Source organism: Kitasatospora sp. NBC_00039, assembly GCF_045160625.1.
Taxonomy (GTDB): Bacteria; Actinomycetota; Actinomycetes; order Streptomycetales; family Streptomycetaceae; genus Kitasatospora.
This window is the reverse complement of record NZ_CP108289.1, coordinates 5664515-5678303: the sequence shown is the minus strand read 5'-3', so window position 1 is coordinate 5678303 and position 13789 is coordinate 5664515. Positions and strand designations below refer to the sequence as shown.

Sequence of the window (13789 nt, the reverse complement as noted above, 5' to 3'; positions counted from 1 at the left end):
GGGTACGGATAAATGCTCAACTGTCACGGTGGCCACAGTGGTGGGAGCGGGCGCGGTCCCGGTACGGTTCGCCGCATGACTGGCATCTGGGTGGTCCTGGCCGTGGCGGGTGTCGCGGTCCTGGCGTTGGCCGTGTCGGCCCTGCTCCGCCGGGCGCGCGGGGCGTCGGCTCCGGCACCGTCCCGTCCGGCCCCGCGCCCGCGTGAGCGGGCGTCGCGCGGGCAGGCCCCGGCACCGCAGGAGATCTGGTGGGCGCAGGTGCCGTTCGAGGACGGTCCGGGGACGAAGGACCGCCCCTGCCTGGTGCTGCGGGTGAACAGCCGCACCGCGACCGTCGCGAAGATCACCAGCAAGCACCACGCCGACCGCCCGGGGGTGCTGCCGCTGCCGCCGGGCTCGGTGGGCGACCGCCAGGGCCGGACCAGCTGGCTGGAGACGGACGAGCTGCGCGAGGTGGCGCTCGCCGACTTCCGCCGCCGGGCCGGCGTGGTGGACCGGCAGATCTGGGCCCGCGCGCAGCGGGCGATGTCGGCCGGTCAGTGAGGCGTCAGGCCCAGAGCTGGCCCTGGAGCGCCTCGACCGCGGCCTCGGTGGACTCTGCGGTGTAGATGCCGGTGGACAGGTACTTCCAGCCGCCGTCGGCGACGACGAAGACGATGTCGGCGCGCTGCCCGGCCGCGGCGGCCTTACGGCCGGCGCCGAGCGCGGCGTGCAGGATGGCGCCGGTGGAGACGCCGGCGAAGATGCCCTCCTGCTGGAGGAGTTCGCGGGTGCGGCGGACGGCGTCGGCAGAGCCGACCGAGAAGCGGGTGGTGAGCACCTCGGCGTCGTACAGCTCGGGAACGAAGCCCTCGTCGAGGTTGCGCAGGCCGTAGACCAGGTCGTCGTAGCGCGGCTCGGCGGCGACGATCTGCACGCCGGGGACCTTCTCGCGCAGGAAGCGGCCGACGCCCATCAGGGTGCCGGTGGTGCCGAGGCCGGCCACGAAGTGGGTGACGCTGGGCAGGTCGGCGAGGATCTCGGGGCCGGTGGTGGCGTAGTGGGCGCCGGCGTTGTCCGGATTGCCGTACTGGTAGAGCATGACCCAGTCGGGGTGCTCGGCGGCGATCTCCTTGGCGATCCGTACCGCGGTGTTGGAGCCGCCGGCGGCCGGGGAGGCGATGATCTCGGCGCCCCACATGCGCAGCAGTTCGCGGCGTTCCTCGCTGGTGTTCTCGGGCATCACGCAGACCATCCGGTAGCCCTTGAGCTTGGCCGCCATGGCGAGCGAGATGCCGGTGTTGCCGCTGGTGGGCTCCAGGATGGTGCAGCCGGGGGTGAGCAGTCCGGAGGCCTCGGCGCGCTCGATCATGTGCAGCGCCGGGCGGTCCTTGATGGAGCCGGTGGGGTTGCGGTCCTCCAGCTTGGCCCAGAGGGTGACCCGGCCGTCGGTGTTGCCGGGGACGGCGGCGGAGAGTCGGGGCAGGCGGACCAGCGGGGTGTTGCCGACGGCTTCGAGCGGGCTGTCGTAACGCAAGGGGGGCCTCCGGCAACGGCGGTGAGGGTCGGGAGCGGCGGCTCTCCCGCCTGCGCGGGGCGGGCGGGAGAGCGGGCGGTCAGCGGGCGCCGCCGGCCACGGCGGGCAGGATGGTGACGCTGTCGCCGTCGGCGAGGGCGGTGGAGATGCCCGCCAGGAAGCGGACGTCCTCGTCGTTGAGGTAGACGTTGACGAAGCGGCGCAGCTCGCCGCCCTCCAGCAGGCGGGCGGCGATGCCCGGGTGACGGGCGTCGAGGTCCTGGAAGAGTTCCCCGAGGTTGCTGCCGGTGCCCTCGACGGCCTTGGCGCCGTCGGTGTAGGTGCGGAGGATGGTCGGGATGCGGACCTCGATGGCCATGGGTGCGCTCCTGTGCGAGTCGTGAGGTGGGTGGGCCGCAGCGGGCGCGGCAGGGCGGGTCGGGCCCGGGGCGCAGGGCGTGCGGCGGGCCTGTGCGGGCGGCTCAGCGAGAGCGCGCGGGCGTGCCGGGACAGATCGCACTGGCGAGCCGGCACAGGTCGACGTGCAGGCGCGCCACGAGGCGGGTGCCCGGGGCCTGGGTGCTCACATCGACGGAACGCATGGGCTCATCGTATAGATTCCCGGCCTGGCTTAGACATGCCCGTCTCGCGATCCGGATGTTTCTGTTTCTGCTGTCGAGATGACACCGGCCCGCCGACAACGCGTGGGCAGTCGGCGGGCCGCGCCCAGGTGGGTGCTGGTCAGGGCTGGTAGGCCTCGACGACCTGGACGTCTTCCTCTGCGATCTCGCCGTCCACGATGCGGAACGAGCGGAACTGGAACGGGTCGTCCGGGCCGTTGCCGTCGGCGGTGGAGACCAGGACGTAGTGGGCGAACGGCTCGGAGGCGTAGCTCACGTCGGTGCGCGAGGGGTAGGCCTCGGTCGCGGTGTGCGAGTGGTAGACGATCACGGGCTCCTCGTCCCGGTCGTCCATCTCGCGGTAGAGCTTGAGCAGGTCGCCCGAGTCGAACTCGTAGAAGGTGGGCGAGCGGGCGGCGTTGAGCATCGGGATGAACCGCTCGGGCCGTCCGGTGCCGGCCGGGCCTGCCACCACGCCACAGGCCTCGTCCGGGTGGTCGGCGCGGGCGTGGGCGACGATCGCGTCGCGCAGTTCTCGGGTGATGGTCAGCATGCGGTCAGGATAGCCACGCCCCGGCGGCTGCCCGCTGGGGCGTCCACGGCGTTGGTCCGCCGGGCCGTCAGCCGCCGTTGCGGGCGTGCAGGTGGTCGTGGGCGACGGCGTGGACGGCGGCCGGGCTGCGGCGCTTGAGCACCTGGTAGCCGATCACCAGCACGACGGCCCAGGCGGGGAAGACGTACAGCGAGATGCGGTTGTCCTTGTCCAGGGCGATCAGGACGACGACCAGGACGAGGAAGGCGAGCGCGGCCCAACTGCTCCAGAGGCCGCCGGGCGCCTTGAAGCTCGGCGGCGGGAGGTGGCCGCCCTTCCAGGACTTGCGGTAGCGGATCTGGCAGATCAGGATCATCGCCCAGGTCCAGAGGCCGCAGACGGTGGCGACCGAGGTGATGTACTCGAACGCCTTGGCGGGGACGAGGTAGTTGAGGACGACGCCGGCGCCCATCAGCAGCGAGGAGAGGGTGATCGCGGCGGCGGGGGTGCGGCGGGAGTTGAGCTTGGTGAGCTGCCCGGGGGCCTGGCCGCGCAGGGCGAGGTCGCGCAGCATCCGGCCGGTGGAGTACATGCCGGAGTTGCAGGAGGAGAGCGCGGCGGTGAGCACCACGAAGTTGATGATTCCGGCCGCGGCGGGGATGCCGACCTTGCCGAAGGCGGCGACGAACGGGCTGACGCCGGGCTGGAATTCGGTCCACGGGACGAGCGAGAGGATGATCACCAGGGCGCCGATGTAGAACAGCATGATGCGCCACGGCAGGGTGTTGATCGCGCGCGGCAGGGTCTTCTGCGGGTTCTCGCTCTCGCCTGCGGTGACGCCGACCAGTTCCACGCCGAGGTAGGCGAACATGACGATCTGCAGCGTCATCACGGTGGCGCCGATCCCCTTGGGGAAGAAGCCTCCGTCCTTCCAGAGGTTGGTGATCGACGCGGTGTCACCGGCGTCGCTGAAGCCGAGGGTGAGCACGCCGATGCCGATCAGGATCATGCCGATGATGGCGGTGACCTTGACCATGGAGAACCAGAACTCGATCTCGCCGAAGAGCTTCACCGAGATCAGGTTGGCCGCGTAGAGGATGACCAGGAACGTCAGCGCGCTGAGCCACTGCGGGATGCCGGGTGCCCAGAACTTCACGTAGACGGCGGCCGCGGTGGTTTCCGCCATGCCCGTGACCACCCAGAACAGCCAGTACGTCCAGCCCGTCACATAGCCCGCGAAGGGGCCGACGAACTCCCGGGCGTACTCGGCGAAGCTGCCGGACACCGGGCGGTAGGTGAGCAGTTCACCGAGCGCCCGCATGATCACGAAGATCGCCACGCCGGCCACCGCGTACGACAGGATCAGGCTCGGGCCGGACTTGGAGATCGCGGTGCCGGCGCCGAGGAACAGGCCGGTGCCGATGGCGCCGCCGATCGCGATCATCTGGATCTGGCGGCTGCCGAGCCCCCGCTCGTAGCCCTCCTCGTCCGGTTTGGTGCCGACCACTTCGTCGTAGAGCTTCTCGGTCATGGCACACCGTCCTGGATGGGTCTCGTGGGGTGGAGAAGTCGTACCACGCAGACTCCGGACAGCGGTGTCCATCTGAGCGATATTTGAGCATGGAGTGGTATGGTTTCGCCCGTTTTGAACGGAAAAGCCCCGACCCCTTGTCCAGCATGCGGACGTGGGGCCGGGGCTGCCCGGAACCGGGCACGATTCAGTCCGAGACCGCCTCCAGCAGCGACTCCTGGAGTGCCCCCAGCCACAGGTACGCCATCACCAGCGGCTTGCGCTCGTCGGTGTCGGGCAGGTCGTACAGACCCTGCTCGTCCTCCTCGGTGATCTCCAGTCGCACGCCCAGGGTCAGCCGCAGGTCGTTGAGCGCGCCCAGCCAGCGCGGGCAGTCACCGGCGGGCAGCTTGAGCACCCCGCCCTCGCCGCCGAGACCGTCCAGCGCCCGGACCACCTGCAGCGCGTCGTCGCGCTTGCGAGCGCGCAGGTCCAGCTCGGTGTAGCGGCGGAACTCGCCGGAGGCCGCCTTGCCCTCGGCGTCCTGGGGCTTCTCCGGATCCCGGTAGGCGTCCGGGAAGAGCCGGGCCAGCGCCGGGTCGGAGGGTGCCTCGCTCGGCCCCTCGGCGAACAGCGCGGCGAGCGGATCCCCGCCCTCACCACCCGGGCCGGGGCCGATCAGCTCCAGCATCTGCACTTCCAGGGATCGCAGGATCGAGGCCTCGACCTCGTCCAGCACGATCGCCGCACTCCCGCCGCCGCCACTCTCGAACAACCCAGCCATCTGTATCGGTCAGCCCGTCTTCGTCGTCTTCGGTGATACCCCAGGGCGCGGCCCGCGGTTCAGTCGTGCTGGAGCGTGGCCCAGAGGCCGTAGCCGTGCATCGCCTGCACGTCGCGCTCCATCTCCTCACGGGACCCGCTGGAGACCACCGCCCGACCCTTGGTGTGCACCTCCATCATCAGCTTCCGGGCCTTGTCCTTCGGGTAGCCGAAGTAGGCCTGGAAGACGTACTGGACGTAGCTCATCAGGTTGACCGGGTCGTTGTGCACGATGGTCACCCAGGGGGTGTCCGGCTCAGCCACCGGTAGGCCTTCGACCTCCGGGCGCTCGATCTCTGCGGGCGCGACACTCACCGCCGGGTCCTCCTCGCCGTTCCTCCGGGTACCTGCACCTTCAGCCCCCATGCTGCCATCCGGGGGACCTCCGGGCGATTCCGCCCCATGGCTGCGCGAACGCCCCCCACGAGAAATCGTCAATCTGACGCTAAGTGGTAGTAGCATCATCCTCATGGACGCCACTTCAGTGCGCGCGGCCGGTTCGACCGCGCTCCTCACCGACCGCTACGAGCTCACCATGCTGCAGGCCGCCCTGCAGAGCGGGGCCGCGCACCGCCGCTCCGTCTTCGAGGTGTTCACCCGCCGACTGCCCGGCGGCCGCCGCTACGGCGTCATGGCCGGGACCGGCCGGGTGCTGGACGCCGTCGAGAACTTCCGCTTCACCGCCGTGCAGCTCGACTGGCTGGCCGCACAGAACGTCGTCGACACCGACACCCTGCGCTTCCTGGCCGACTACCGGTTCACCGGCGACATCCACGGCTACCCGGAGGGCGAGGTCTACTTCCCCGGGTCGCCGCTGCTGACCGTCGAGGGCACCTTCGCCGAGGCGGTGATCCTGGAGACGGTGATCCTGTCGGTCCTCAACCACGACTCGGCGATCGCCGCCGCCGCCTCCCGGATGACCGCCGCGGCCGGCGGGCGCCCGGTGATCGAGATGGGCGCCCGGCGCGCCCACGAGCAGGCCGCCGTCTCGGCCGCCCGGGCCGCGTACGTGGCCGGCTTCTCCGCCACCTCCGACCTGGAGGCCGGGTTCACCTACGGCATCCCGACCACCGGCACCGCCGCGCACGCCTTCACACTGGTGCACGACAGCGAGCGGGACGCGTTCCGGGCGCAGATCGCCTCGATGGGCAAGGGCACCACACTGCTGGTCGACACCTTCGACCTGCGCGAGGCGGTCCGCACGGCCGTCGAGGTGGCCGGCCCCGAGCTCGGCGCGGTCCGGATCGACTCCGGCGACCTCACCCTGCTGGCGCACCGGGTCCGCCGCCAGTTGGACGAGCTCGGCGCCCACAAGACGAGGATCATCGTCACCTCGGACCTCGACGAGTACGCGATCGCCGCGCTGGCCGCCGCCCCGGTGGACGGCTACGGCGTCGGCACCAGCCTGGTCACCGGCAGCGGCCACCCGACCTGCGCGATGGTCTACAAGCTGGTCGCCCGGGCCGAGTCCGAGGACGGGCCGCTGGTCGCGGTCGCCAAGCGCGCCGCCGGCGGCAAGACCAGCATCGGCGGCCGCAAGTGGGCGGCCCGGCGGCCCGACGCGGACGGCGCGGCCGAGGCCGAGGTGGTCGGCACCGGGCCGGTCCCGGCCGAGCTGGAGCCGCACCTGATGCAGGTGCCGCTGGTGCTGGCCGGCGAGGTGGTCGGCCGGGAGCCGCTGAGCGCCGCGCGCGAGCGGCACGTCCGGGCCCGGGCGGGGCTGCCGCTGTCGGCCACCCAACTGTCCAAGGGCGACCCGGTGCTGGCGACCGAACTGCTCCTGTGACACCGCTCCGCGGCCGCCGGGCCCACGGGGGCACGGACCCGGGTGCTCCCCGGGCCTTCCGCCCCCGGGTGCCACTGCCTACAGTCGACCGTAGAGTTCCCACCGGAAGCGCACAGAACCAGCGCACCACCCCCCACAACCGAGGATGCGAGCCATGCACCGGGCACTGATCGTCGTCGACGTGCAGAACGACTTCTGCGAGGGCGGCAGTCTGGCCGTCGCCGGCGGGGCCGAGGTCGCCGCCTCGATCACCGACCTGATCGCCGAGGCCCGCCCCGGGTACCAGCACGTCCTCGCCACCCGCGACAACCACATCGACCCGGGCGACCACTTCTCGGACCACCCGGACTACGTCGACAGCTGGCCGGTGCACTGCGTGGCGGGCACCGAGGGGGTGGGCTTCCACCCCAACTTCGCGCCGTCGGTCACCTCCGGCGCCATCGAGGCCGTCTTCGACAAGGGCGCCTACGCGGCGGCGTACAGCGGCTTCGAGGGGCTGGACGAGAACAACCGCGGGCCGATCGACTGGCTGCGCGAGCGTCAGGTCACCGAGGTGGACGTGGTCGGCCTGGCCACCGACCACTGCGTCAAGGCCACCGCGCTGGACGCGGCCCGGGCGGGCTTCACCACCCGCGTCCTGCTGGACCTGACGGCGGGTGTGGCGCCGGACACCACCGCCGCCGCGCTGGAGGAGCTGCGGGCGGCCGGGGTCGAGCTGGTCGGCACCCCGACGGTGCGCGGCTGAACCCGGTCAGCCCGCACCGACCAGCATTTCCACCACGTCGGTGCCACCCTTCCGGAAAGCCTCGCACAGTTCGGCGCCGACCGCGTCCGGCTCGGCGGCCAGCCTGACACCGGAGAGGTAGACCACCCGGATCCCCAGGTACTCCATGCGGTGCTGGCCGCCGCGCACCCAGGCGGCCTCCCCCTCGCTGACGCAGCGCAGCTCCGAGTCGACCTCCACCGCCACGCCCGCCTGCGGCCAGTAGAGGTCCGGCACGGCGATGTAGGTGCCGCCGCGCATCCGCAGCTCCGGGCCGGCCAGCGGGGCGGGCAGCAGCCACTCGTCGGCGAGCTCACCGAGCCGCGCCAGCACGGCGTCCCGCTCCTCGGAGAGCAGCTCGTCCAGCGCGGCCCGCACCCGCAGGTCGGCCGCGAGCCCGGACTCGGTCAGCTCGGCGACCAGCTCCCTCACGGTGCAGCGGGCCTCGGGCCGCCCCATCCGGGAGCCGGGCCGGCCCACGGCCTCCCGCAGCACCTCGCGGACCGGCAGCGCGGCGCCCCCGCCGAACTCCGGCGCCGCGCCCTCGGCCGTCCACTCGCGCAGCGCGTCCGCCACCGCCCGGGCGACCGGCGCACAGGCCAGGCCGTGCACCGAGCGGGCCACCAACTCCCTTTCGGTGCGCCGGATCCGCACCTCCCCGGCGTCCTTGAGCCGACGCTGACGGGGCACCAGGACATCCACCCCCGTGACGGCCGGCAGCCGGGGCACCGCGGCGAAGCCGTACAGCGCCAGTGCGGCGGTGCCGGTGATCACCGCACCCTCACGGCGGCCCTCCTCACGGCCGTTCTGCGCCGCGTACAGCAGCGCGGCCCACATCCGCTGCTCCGGGGTCGGCTCGCCGGACTGCAGCAGGTAGACCCGGGGCAGCAGGCGCTGCCACGGGCCGCCGCGGCGGCAGTGCCCGCTGACGACCCGGGCCGGCACGCCCCGGGCGCGCAGCTGGCTGGCGGTGATGACGTTCTGCTGACGCTTCGCCAGTTCCTCCAGGGAAGGTGGCGGCGAGGGAATCCGGTAGCTCATGCCGACACCATCCCCAACAGCCCGGACCGGCCATCGGCCGCCTGACGCACTGTTACCCAACCGTCGCGAAACCGGGACCAGCCTGCACTAAAGTCCCCATACCCTCACCCATTCGGAGTAATGGGAGGTCACGGGATTGCCGGCCCCGGCCGAAGCCGATCAACGACCAGCGCTTCTGACCGTGAGTGACCAAGGGCATACGCCGAAGCGCCGCCGGGCGTCACTCCAGCTCCCTGGATTGCCTACCCTTAGTTCATGTCACGTGACGAGACCGCCGGCCTCCGCGCGGCCCAGCTCCGCCTCGGCCGCCTGCCCGGATACGTCCGCCGGCCGGACCCGGCCCGCCGCAGCGGCGAACAGGGCCATACGTACAAGAAGGGCTGGGAGGTCCGCTTCACGGCCCGCAGCGAGGCCGAGATAGCCGAGATCCGCGACCTCGTGGTCGCCGCCGGATTCGCCCCGGCCAGACCCTTCTTCAAGGGCCACCAGCTGATCCAGCCGGTCTACGGGATGGCCGCCGTCCAGGCCTACCTGGCCGCGAGACAGGCGGCCGAGGAACAGGCCGCCCGCGCGACCGCCGGCCGGGGGCGGAGCGGAACCGACGGGGCCGACGGCGCCGACGAGGCCTTCCGGCGGCGCGAGGAGGGCGCGGCGGAGAATGCGGCGGCAGCGGCCGGACCGGCGCGGCAGAGGGCTGTCGATTCGTTTCCCGCCCAGCTCGGGCGGAGCACCGCGACGGACGACCGACCCTCCCCCTCGGAAGCCCGGCAACTGGGCTGAATGAGCGTCATACCGGTTTCCCCAGCGGCTCCTTGCCATTGCCCCCCACTCCGTACTGCTCCGTCCGGCGGAGGCGGGCGCGGCGGGCACGAACGGGGGCCGGACGGCGGGTGCCGGACGGTTGGTGCCGTCTGGGGGCCGGACGGCGGGCGCGAGCGGGGCCGGACGGCGGGCGTCGGACGGCCCGCCTCCGCCACCCCGGAACCGCCCCTTCGCCACCCCGGACGGCAGCCCCACCCACCCCGGCGCGCCGCCGCCCGGGGGAGCGCACCACCCACCCGCGCACCCACGTCCGCGCCCGCTCCCACCCTCCGCGCGCGCGACAGGTGGCGCGGGCGCGGCTTCACGCCTCGGGTGTGGACGGGAGCCACCGGACCGCCTACGGTGGCCCATCAACCGCTCCACCGCTCCCCGCCGACCACCCTGGCTGACCGGCCATGACGCTCTCACTCTCGCGACCCTGGCAGCGCTGCGCACCACCCCCACCACCGGCCCCGCGCCACCCCGCCGCCCGTCGACCCGCACCCGGCCACCGCCGGAACCGGCCGAGCGGCGGCACGTTCCGGGCATTCAATCCGATTGGTCACCCAGAGCACCGAGCGCCTACCGTAGAGTGAGCACAGATGATCGACCGTCAGAAGCCCATCTCACTTGCCGAGAAGCCGAGATGACCAACCGTCATGACAGCACCGCCGAGCCTCCCCCGGCGCCCGGCGATCCGTCCGTCGTACCGCTGGAGTTCGCGGCGTTCTGCGAGCTGCACCGGCCGCGTTACCTCAGCTACGCCCGGGTCTGGCTGCCGGACCACGCCGAGGCGACCGGCGCCGTGCAGCAGGCCTTCACCGAAATCGCCGTCCAGTGGCGCGAGTTGCTGGGCAGCTCCAATCCGACCGCGCACGCCTGGCAGATCCTGCGCGGCACGGTCAACGAGCACACCCTGCGGGCCGACCCGCCGGCCCGGCCCAGCCACCCCGCCGACGACGACCTGGCGATCCTGCACTACATCGTCGGCCTCGCCGCCCCCGAGATCGCCGACGTCATCGGCACCGACACCGCCAGCGTGGCCGGCCGACTCCGCCGCACCATGCTCCGCGAGGCCTCCGGCTGGTGATCCCGGCCGGGCGCCCGCGCCCAACTCCCCCGCGTCGCGTACCGATCGGCAGGATCAGGCCCGCTCGCCCGTCACGTCGTACAGGTGGTGGACCGGGTCGTGGACCAGGTAGTGGGAGAACGACTCCACCGTGAAGCGCGCACCGTCACTGCGGTTGCCGGTGCGGTGCCACTGGTCGCCGGACACCTGCTCGAACGCGTCCGCGAGGACCCGCGCGGCCTCGGCCAGGTCCGCCGCGACCTCCTCCGGCTGCGCCTCCCAGTAGCGCTCGGCGGCGGCCGTCTCGTCCTGGTCCCAGTTCGGGAAGTCCGGGTTCTCCTGGTCGAGCATGAGGTTCAACCGGAAGTGGAACAGCCGGAAGACGTCCCGCACATGGCACGCGTACTCGAGGTCCGACCAGATCTCCGGGCGGGGACGGCGGCGCAGCGCCTCCTCGTCCCCGGCCAGCACGGCCACCCAGGCATCGGCGTTGTCCCGGATCAGCCCGGGGACGGCCTCGCGGGACACGGCCGCCGACTCCAGGCCGCAGTCCGGGCAGGGGCGCTCCAGGACCCACGTCCAGTCCTTGGTGTCCGGGACGATGCTGTCGGCGGGGGTGGCGGGGGCGTTCTCGGGAGTGGTCATGTGCCCAGGATGGCCGCCCCGGCACCGGGCCCACCAGCGGTCATAGCGCCAGCGGCCGCCGAAATGCTGCCAGGCTCAGCCGGCCTGCCCGACAGCGCGTGCGTCCTGCTCTTCCTGCCTGCCCTGCTCGTCCCGGGCGGCCTGCTCCTCCCGGGCGTCCTACTCGTCCCGTTCTTCCTGCTCTTCCCGCTCGAACGCCTCGCGGGCCTCCAGCAGGACGGCCAGGTGTTCGCGGCTCCACGCGCAGACCGCGTCCATCGGCCCCAGCAGCGACTGGCCCAGCGGCGTCAGCGCGTACTCCACCCTCGGTGGATTCTCGTCGTAGTCGGTCCGGGTCACCACCCCGTCGTGCTCCATCGCGCGCAACGTCTCGGCCAGCACCTTCGCCGTGATGCCCACCAGCGGCACCCGCAGTTCGGAGAAGCGTCGCGGGCCTCCCTCCAGACAGCGCATCAGCTTCCAGGTCCACTTCCTGCCGCCCAGCACCGGCATCGACTGCACCGGGCAGTCCAGGTCGAAGAAGTCCACCGACAGGGGCGCGGGCGCCAGGGATTCGAGCACGGTCTGCGACATGGCACCGACGGTAGCGGACCCGGAATCCGTGCAGGCCCCCGCCGGTACCGTTGAAGTAACCGGCACCCCCCGGTCTACCGTCACGGCAACGGTGGCGACAACGCCCCCGGCCAACGGACGGAGACCGTCATGAGCAGCACCCACGAGCAGATCGACCGCGGCATCGTCGTCTACGGCGCGGGCGGGCAGGTCGGCCGCGCCGTCGTCACCGAGGCCCGGCTGCGCGGGCTGGCGGTCACCGCCGCCGTCCGCGATCCCGAACGCCACCCGGACCTCGCCGACGAGGGCGTCACCCTCGTCCGCTGCGACGTCACCGACCCCGCCGACGTCGCCGCCGCCGCACACGGGCACGCCGCCGCCGTCTCCACCGTCTACACGCCCGACGTGCCCTCCGCGGACTTCTACCGGGCCACCGCCGACGCCCTGGTGACCGGCCTCGGCACCGCCGAGGTCCGTCGGCTGGTCCACGTCGGCGTCGCCACCACCCTGGAGACCGCGCCCGGCACCGCCGTCCACGACGACCCCGACTTCCCCGAGGCCTACCGAACCTTCTCGCTCGGCCACGCCCTCGCCCTGGACCTGCTGCGGGAGTCCGACACCTCCCTCGACTGGGTCGTCGTCACCCCGCCGCTCGACCTCGACCGCACCGCCCCCCGAACCGGCCGCTACCGGACCGGCGGCCCGCAGGTCCTCGGCGAGCGGATCGCCCAGGCCGACCTCGCGGTCGCCGTGGTCGACGAACTCACCGCCCCCGCCCACCACCGTGAGCAGATCGCCGTCGCCGAGTAGCCGGTGTGGCCTCTCGGCGGAGGTCGGGCTCCGACCTACTGGTACGGGTTACCCGTCGGCGGCACCGGAGGCTGCTGCTGCGGCGGCGGGGCATGGCCGTAGCCCTGCTGCCCCGGAGGACCGGCGGGCGGTGGTACCGGATACGGGTACCCGGCAGCACCGGGCACCGCCACGGCCGACCGCCGCTGCCGACCGCGCGCCACCACCAGCACACAGACGGCGACGAGGACCAGCCCGAACAGCACCCCTGCACCGATCAGCGTGTACGTGATCCCCTGGTTCCCCTCGGCCGCGGCAGCCGGCACCGCGGGCGGCACCCCGGAGGGGTCCTCCGCACCATCGTCCGGAGCCCCCTGCGACTCGGCCCGGCCCAGCAGCGGGTTCTCCTTCGGGCCCCCGTCAACAGCCGGGTTCGGCTCCAAAGCCTTGGCCGGGGACACGGTCCCGTAGCCGTAATGGGCGTTTGGCACCGAGGAACCGTCCGGGGGCGGAGTGGCACTCTTGATCATCCGATTGATGACCTGACCGGCGGAGAGACTGGGGTACTTCGAGCGAATGAGAGCTGCCGTGGCGGAAACATAGGCGGTGGCATCGGACGTTCCGTTGCCGACACCGTAGGCCGATGTGGACTTGGCAGTGGCCCGATAGACCTCTACACCTGGGGCGGCGATCGTGGTTTCGGGCCCGAAGGTGGATTTCTCCCACGCCTTGCCCTGTTCATCGACCGCCGCAACCGCTACCACCCCAGGGAACGCAGCTGGGTAGTCAACGGGCTTGGACTTGTCTCCGCTGTTTCCTGTGGACGCCACGACGACAACGTCCTTGGTCACGGCATACTTGATCGCATCACGCGCCTCCGGATCGGTCCTCAAGTAGCCCCCGAGGGAGATGTTGATGACCTTCGCACCGTGATCCACGGAGAATTTTACGGCCTGCGCAAAACCCGATTGCTGAGCACTGAACAATTCGTCCTTGGCCGTGACTTTAACGGGAAGGATCTTGGCCTTCGGCGCGATGCCCTTGATCCCCGCTTGCGAGCCGTGTCCGATACCCGCGATCAAACTTGCCATTCCGGTGCCGTGTCCGTCATCGTCCTTCCGACCGTCCGACGTCCCTCCGGAGAAATCAGCGCCGGGCAACACCTGACCGATGAGATCCTGATGATCCTGGTTGACGCCACTGTCAACCACGGCAACAACAACACCATCGCCTTGGCTTACCGGCCAGACCTTCGTCTCGGCTTCGAACGTCTTCAGTGGCCACTGTGAGTCTCTGATCTGATCCGCCGCCGCCGGTGATGACGCCATCCCCCACAACAAGGCTCCAGCAGTCAGCACAGCTGC

The 13789-nt window shown here is 71.8% G+C and carries 17 protein-coding genes; 6 read left to right on the top strand and 11 right to left on the bottom strand.

Annotated elements, in window-relative coordinates:
• The first annotated feature begins 75 nt into the window (after positions 1 to 75).
• Positions 76 to 543: a type II toxin-antitoxin system PemK/MazF family toxin gene (locus OG286_RS25290; RefSeq protein WP_396322715.1), complete on the top strand. Its 468-nt coding sequence runs from the start codon at positions 76 to 78 to the stop codon at positions 541 to 543.
• 4 nt (positions 544 to 547) lie between these two features.
• On the opposite strand, the gene OG286_RS25285 is transcribed toward OG286_RS25290, so the two are convergent.
• The 7 genes from OG286_RS25285 to clpS all read right to left on the bottom strand — a co-directional run bounded on the left by OG286_RS25285 (position 548) and on the right by clpS (position 5294).
• Entirely contained in the window at positions 548 to 1516 is a 969-nt protein-coding gene (locus OG286_RS25285; RefSeq protein WP_396322716.1) for a PLP-dependent cysteine synthase family protein, read from the bottom strand.
• A 79-nt stretch (positions 1517 to 1595) separates the two neighbouring features.
• Positions 1596 to 1874 (bottom strand): MoaD/ThiS family protein, encoded by a 279-nt coding sequence (locus OG286_RS25280; RefSeq protein WP_396322717.1) that lies wholly within the window; start codon positions 1872 to 1874, stop codon positions 1596 to 1598.
• A 103-nt stretch (positions 1875 to 1977) separates the two neighbouring features.
• Positions 1978 to 2097, bottom strand: a complete 120-nt coding sequence (locus OG286_RS25275; protein WP_327677307.1) for a putative leader peptide — start codon at positions 2095 to 2097, stop codon at positions 1978 to 1980.
• A gap of 139 nt (positions 2098 to 2236) precedes the next feature.
• The gene (locus OG286_RS25270; protein WP_396322718.1) at positions 2237 to 2668 is read right to left on the bottom strand and encodes a Mov34/MPN/PAD-1 family protein; all 432 of its coding nucleotides are present in this window, start codon (positions 2666 to 2668) and stop codon (positions 2237 to 2239) included.
• Positions 2669 to 2735: 67 nt separating this feature from the next.
• Positions 2736 to 4178 (bottom strand): amino acid permease, encoded by a 1443-nt coding sequence (locus tag OG286_RS25265; protein ID WP_405359970.1) that lies wholly within the window; start codon positions 4176 to 4178, stop codon positions 2736 to 2738.
• A gap of 187 nt (positions 4179 to 4365) precedes the next feature.
• The gene (locus tag OG286_RS25260) at positions 4366 to 4941 is read right to left on the bottom strand and encodes a DUF2017 domain-containing protein (RefSeq protein WP_396322720.1); all 576 of its coding nucleotides are present in this window, start codon (positions 4939 to 4941) and stop codon (positions 4366 to 4368) included.
• Positions 4942 to 5000: 59 nt separating this feature from the next.
• The gene (clpS, locus tag OG286_RS25255; RefSeq protein WP_148644646.1) at positions 5001 to 5294 is read right to left on the bottom strand and encodes an ATP-dependent Clp protease adapter ClpS; all 294 of its coding nucleotides are present in this window, start codon (positions 5292 to 5294) and stop codon (positions 5001 to 5003) included.
• A 154-nt stretch (positions 5295 to 5448) separates the two neighbouring features.
• On the opposite strand from clpS, the gene OG286_RS25250 reads away from it, so the two are divergent.
• Positions 5449 to 6765 carry a nicotinate phosphoribosyltransferase gene (locus OG286_RS25250; protein ID WP_396322721.1) on the top strand — a complete coding sequence of 439 codons (1317 nt, stop codon included), beginning with the start codon at positions 5449 to 5451 and terminating at the stop codon, positions 6763 to 6765.
• A gap of 154 nt (positions 6766 to 6919) precedes the next feature.
• Positions 6920 to 7510 carry an isochorismatase family protein gene (locus OG286_RS25245; protein WP_396322722.1) on the top strand — a complete coding sequence of 197 codons (591 nt, stop codon included), beginning with the start codon at positions 6920 to 6922 and terminating at the stop codon, positions 7508 to 7510.
• 6 nt (positions 7511 to 7516) lie between these two features.
• Here OG286_RS25245 and OG286_RS25240 read toward each other — a convergent pair whose 3' ends face one another.
• Positions 7517 to 8569, bottom strand: coding sequence for a hypothetical protein (locus OG286_RS25240; protein ID WP_396322723.1), 1053 nt, complete (start codon positions 8567 to 8569; stop codon positions 7517 to 7519).
• Between the two features lie 255 nt (positions 8570 to 8824).
• Between OG286_RS25240 and OG286_RS25235 the strand changes: the two genes are divergently transcribed.
• Both OG286_RS25235 and OG286_RS25230 read left to right on the top strand, forming a co-directional pair.
• Complete coding sequence (locus OG286_RS25235) at positions 8825 to 9349, top strand: hypothetical protein (protein ID WP_396322724.1); 525 nt, start codon at positions 8825 to 8827, stop codon at positions 9347 to 9349.
• Positions 9350 to 10016: 667 nt separating this feature from the next.
• On the top strand, positions 10017 to 10460 hold the full coding sequence (locus OG286_RS25230) for an RNA polymerase sigma factor (protein WP_396322725.1): 444 nt from the start codon (positions 10017 to 10019) through the stop codon (positions 10458 to 10460).
• Positions 10461 to 10514: 54 nt separating this feature from the next.
• Here OG286_RS25230 and OG286_RS25225 read toward each other — a convergent pair whose 3' ends face one another.
• Positions 10515 to 11084, bottom strand: coding sequence for a DinB family protein (locus OG286_RS25225; protein ID WP_396322726.1), 570 nt, complete (start codon positions 11082 to 11084; stop codon positions 10515 to 10517).
• A 159-nt stretch (positions 11085 to 11243) separates the two neighbouring features.
• Positions 11244 to 11657, bottom strand: coding sequence for a winged helix-turn-helix transcriptional regulator (locus tag OG286_RS25220; RefSeq protein WP_405365790.1), 414 nt, complete (start codon positions 11655 to 11657; stop codon positions 11244 to 11246).
• A gap of 129 nt (positions 11658 to 11786) precedes the next feature.
• Between OG286_RS25220 and OG286_RS25215 the strand changes: the two genes are divergently transcribed.
• On the top strand, positions 11787 to 12446 hold the full coding sequence (locus tag OG286_RS25215; protein WP_405365789.1) for an NAD(P)-dependent oxidoreductase: 660 nt from the start codon (positions 11787 to 11789) through the stop codon (positions 12444 to 12446).
• 35 nt (positions 12447 to 12481) lie between these two features.
• Here the strand turns inward: OG286_RS25215 and mycP are convergent, their stop codons facing one another.
• Positions 12482 to 13753, bottom strand: coding sequence for a type VII secretion-associated serine protease mycosin (gene mycP, locus OG286_RS25210; RefSeq protein WP_405365788.1), 1272 nt, complete (start codon positions 13751 to 13753; stop codon positions 12482 to 12484).
• Between the last annotated feature and the right edge of the window lie 36 nt (positions 13754 to 13789).

Excerpts from the sequence above, each read along its gene's own strand:
- OG286_RS25290 (WP_396322715.1), top strand. The coding sequence starts at position 76 with ATGACTGGCATCTGGGTGGTCCTGGCCGTGGCGGGTGTCGCGGTCCTG.
- OG286_RS25280 (WP_396322717.1), bottom strand. The coding sequence starts at position 1,874 with ATGGCCATCGAGGTCCGCATCCCGACCATCCTCCGCACCTACACCGAC.
- OG286_RS25275 (WP_327677307.1), bottom strand. The coding sequence starts at position 2,097 with ATGCGTTCCGTCGATGTGAGCACCCAGGCCCCGGGCACCCGCCTCGTG.
- OG286_RS25270 (WP_396322718.1), bottom strand. The coding sequence starts at position 2,668 with ATGCTGACCATCACCCGAGAACTGCGCGACGCGATCGTCGCCCACGCC.
- OG286_RS25265 (WP_405359970.1), bottom strand. The coding sequence starts at position 4,178 with ATGACCGAGAAGCTCTACGACGAAGTGGTCGGCACCAAACCGGACGAG.
- OG286_RS25260 (WP_396322720.1), bottom strand. The coding sequence starts at position 4,941 with ATGGCTGGGTTGTTCGAGAGTGGCGGCGGCGGGAGTGCGGCGATCGTG.
- OG286_RS25250 (WP_396322721.1), top strand. The coding sequence starts at position 5,449 with ATGGACGCCACTTCAGTGCGCGCGGCCGGTTCGACCGCGCTCCTCACC.
- OG286_RS25245 (WP_396322722.1), top strand. The coding sequence starts at position 6,920 with ATGCACCGGGCACTGATCGTCGTCGACGTGCAGAACGACTTCTGCGAG.
- OG286_RS25240 (WP_396322723.1), bottom strand. The coding sequence starts at position 8,569 with ATGAGCTACCGGATTCCCTCGCCGCCACCTTCCCTGGAGGAACTGGCG.
- OG286_RS25235 (WP_396322724.1), top strand. The coding sequence starts at position 8,825 with ATGTCACGTGACGAGACCGCCGGCCTCCGCGCGGCCCAGCTCCGCCTC.
- OG286_RS25230 (WP_396322725.1), top strand. The coding sequence starts at position 10,017 with ATGACCAACCGTCATGACAGCACCGCCGAGCCTCCCCCGGCGCCCGGC.
- OG286_RS25225 (WP_396322726.1), bottom strand. The coding sequence starts at position 11,084 with ATGACCACTCCCGAGAACGCCCCCGCCACCCCCGCCGACAGCATCGTC.
- OG286_RS25220 (WP_405365790.1), bottom strand. The coding sequence starts at position 11,657 with ATGTCGCAGACCGTGCTCGAATCCCTGGCGCCCGCGCCCCTGTCGGTG.
- OG286_RS25215 (WP_405365789.1), top strand. The coding sequence starts at position 11,787 with ATGAGCAGCACCCACGAGCAGATCGACCGCGGCATCGTCGTCTACGGC.
- mycP (WP_405365788.1), bottom strand. The coding sequence starts at position 13,753 with ATGGCGTCATCACCGGCGGCGGCGGATCAGATCAGAGACTCACAGTGG.